This window comes from Streptomyces sp. NPDC002851, assembly GCF_053591935.1.
Window position 1 is genome coordinate 1 of record NZ_JBSFUT010000088.1, and the last position, 3,395, is coordinate 3,395.

Annotated in this window: 2 protein-coding genes; one reads left to right on the plus strand and one right to left on the minus strand. The window is 69.0% G+C overall.

The features are described from left to right. Positions 1 to 85 precede the first annotated feature (85 nt). Entirely contained in the window at positions 86 to 2,266 is a 2,181-nt protein-coding gene (locus ACWD10_RS38300) for a fructose-specific PTS transporter subunit EIIC (RefSeq protein WP_451098438.1), read from the minus strand. Between the two features lie 356 nt (positions 2,267 to 2,622). Between ACWD10_RS38300 and ACWD10_RS38305 the strand changes: the two genes are divergently transcribed. Then, positions 2,623 to 3,395 (plus strand): adenosylhomocysteinase (locus tag ACWD10_RS38305; protein ID WP_451098440.1); only part of this gene is annotated, 773 nt, incomplete at its 3' end.

The following is a 3,395-nucleotide window of genomic DNA, read 5'->3' on the forward strand; positions in this document are numbered from 1 at the left end:
CCTGCGCACCCCCGGCGGGGCCCCGCACCACGTGGTGCGGGGCCCCAACTACGTACTGCCGGATGCCGCGTACGGCGAGCTTCCGCTACTGGATCTCGCGCAGCACCTCGACCACCGCAGGCTCGTCCGGGGCCGCCATGAGGCGCTCCCGGAAGTCGGTGTCCATCAGCTTGCGGGACAGCAGCGCCAGGATCCGCAGGTGCTCGTCGCCCGCGGCCGCCTCGGGCACCGCGATCATGAAGATCAACTTGGCCTTGGTGCCGTCGAGGGCGCCCCACTCGATGCCCTCGGAGGAGCGGGCGAAGCCCACCACGGGCGCGGTCACCGCGTCCGTCTTGGCGTGCGGGATGGCGATTTCCTCGCCGAGGCCCGTGGTGCCCTGGGCCTCGCGGCGCAGCGCCGTCTGCACCAGCTCCTCGGTGTCGGCCACCCTGCCGCTCGTCGCGAGCATGGCGGAGAGCTCGCGGATCGCGGGCCCCTTCTCGTCGGCGGAGAGCTGGAGCTTCACCGTCTGCTCGGTGAGATAGCCGGAGAGCACCTCGTCCTCCGCCTCCACCTCCGCGCCGCCGCTGGTCGCCGCAGTGGGGGCGGGGGCAGTGGCGGGGTCCGCGGGCGACGCCGTGAGGGTCTCCGCGGGCGGGTCGTCCGTGGCGGTGGCGCCCCCACTGGCCGCAGCGGCCCCGCCGGTCGTACCGACCGTCGTACCGACCGTCGTACCGCCGACGACGGCAGCGGCCGCCCCGCCGCCGCCCGCTCCGCCGACCGCCGCACCCGCCAGGGCAGGCTCGGGCACGGCGGTCGCGAGCGCGGGCTCACCGCGGCGCCTGCGCTCGCTGATGTCGACCAGCGCCACCGTGGCGAGCCCGGTCACGATCGCACCGATGACCACGGCGATGAAGAACGTCGCCACACCGCCGACCGCGCCGAGCACCGCCACGATCGGACCGCCGTGCGGCACCGCGTCCTTCACCCCGCCCAGACCGGCGATGGCACCGGCCACCGCACCGCCCAGCATGTTCGCCGGAATGACCTGGGCCGGTCGGGCCGCGGCAAACGGAATCGCGCCCTCGGAGATGCCGAAGAAGCCCATGAACAACGCGGCCAGACCGGTCTCGCGCTCCTGCTGCGTGTAGTGCCGCTTACGCAGCAGCGTGGCCAGACCCTGGCCGAGGGGCATGACCGGGATGGCCGCGGCGCACATACCCATGACGGTCTGGTTGCCGGAGGCGATGAGGCCCGCGCCGAAGAGGAACGCCGTCTTGTTGACCGGACCGCCCATGTCGAAGGCGATCATGAGTCCGAGGATCGCTCCGAGCGCGACCGCGCTGGTGCCGGTCATTCCGCTCAGCCAGCTGGTGAGGTGCTCGAAGATCCACGAGATGGGTTTGCCGATGACGTAGATGAAGAACAGGCCGAGCGCCGATGTCGCCAGAATCGGGATCACGATGATCGGCATGATCGGCTGGACGAACTTGGGGACCTTGACCTTCTTGATCCACAGCACCAGATAACCGGCGAGGAAGCCGGTCACGATGGCCCCGATGAAGCCCGCGCCCGCCTTCGAGTCGTACAGCTCCCCGGTGTTGGCGATCCAGCCGCCGATCATGCCGGGTACGAGCGCCGGCCGGTCCCCGATCGCGAACGCGATATAGCCGGAGAGGATCGGCACCATCAGCGTGAAGCCGATGACACCGATCTTGTTGACGTCCATCCAGAAGGAGCCCTCGGGGATGACGAGGCCGCCCTCGGGGTCGGTGTGCCCGCCGAGCGACAGCGAGATGGCGATCAGCAGACCGCCGACCACCACGAACGGGATCATGTACGAGACACCGTTCATCAGCGCCTTGTACGCCAGGCTGCGCTCCCTGCTGCCGCCCACGGCACCGCCCGCCTCGGCCTTCCCGCCGCCCGAGTGGACCGGCGCGTTCTGCACCTGCTCGATCAGCTGCGCCGGCCGGTGGATGCCATCCGCGACGCCGACGCTGAGGACCCTCTTGCCCGCGAAGCGGTCGAGGTCGACCTCCTTGTCGGCCGCGATGATGACGGCGTCGGCCTCTCTGACATCGTTGTCAGAAAGTACATTCTCGGCGCCGATGGAGCCCTGCGTCTCCACCTTGATCTCGATGCCGAGGCTCTCGGCGGCCTGCTGCAGCTTCTCGGCCGCCATGTACGTGTGAGCAATGCCGGTCGGACAAGCGGTCACCGCGACCAGCTTCCTCTGTCCCGCCTTGCCCGCACCCTCTGGAGGATCGCTCGGACTGGTCACGTAGATCTCCTTACGTCTTTGCCATCAAGATCGCACACATGTTCCCGATCCCCCGGCATCCTGCAACACATAAGCCCACAATCAAAAGTCCAAAAGTCCCGAATTGTTCCGATGTGCCTTTCTGTGATGAGTGCGCGCCGGGAGGGAGGCGGGCTAGGGCTCACTGGGCCGATCGGTGTAGATTCGTGGCTGGTGTCAGACGTCGCTGCTGATGGCGGTCGGCCGGTCCGGACCCGGGCCGTCCGAGGGAGAGAGGGCCTCCGACGGACTGCGCTGCGAGTTCCCGGGCATTCGTATGCCCGATGCCGCAGACCAGCCATGCCCACCCTCGACCCCGACACGAGGAGCAGCTCACGATGACCACTGTCGCCAACCGACAGGACTTCAAGGTCGCCGACCTGTCTCTGGCCGACTTCGGCCGCAAGGAGATCACGCTCGCCGAGCACGAGATGCCCGGCCTGATGGCGATCCGCCGCGAGTACGCCGAGGCGCAGCCGCTGGCCGGCGCCCGGATCACCGGCTCGCTGCACATGACGGTCCAGACCGCCGTCCTGATCGAGACCCTGGCCGCCCTGGGCGCCGAGGTCCGCTGGGCCTCCTGCAACATCTTCTCCACCCAGGACCACGCCGCCGCCGCGATCGCGGTCGGCCCGAACGGCACCCCGGACGCCCCGGCCGGTATCCCGGTCTTCGCCTGGAAGGGCGAGACCCTGGAGGAGTACTGGTGGTGCACGGAGCAGGCGCTGACCTGGCCGGACAGCCCCACCGGCGGCCCGAACATGATCCTCGACGACGGCGGCGACGCCACCCTCCTCGTGCACAAGGGCGTCGAGTACGAGAAGGACGGCAAGGTCCCCGCGGTCGACACGGCGGAGAGCGACGAGCACCGCGTCATCCTCCAGCTCCTGCACCGCACGCTGGGTGAGAACCCGCAGAAGTGGACGAAGCTCTCCTCCGAGATCCGTGGTGTGACGGAGGAGACCACGACGGGTGTGCACCGTCTGTACGAGATGCACCGCGACGGCACCCTTCTGTTCCCCGCGATCAATGTGAATGACGCGGTGACGAAGTCGAAGTTCGACAACAAGTACGGCTGCCGCCATTCGCTGGTGGATGGCATCAACCGCGC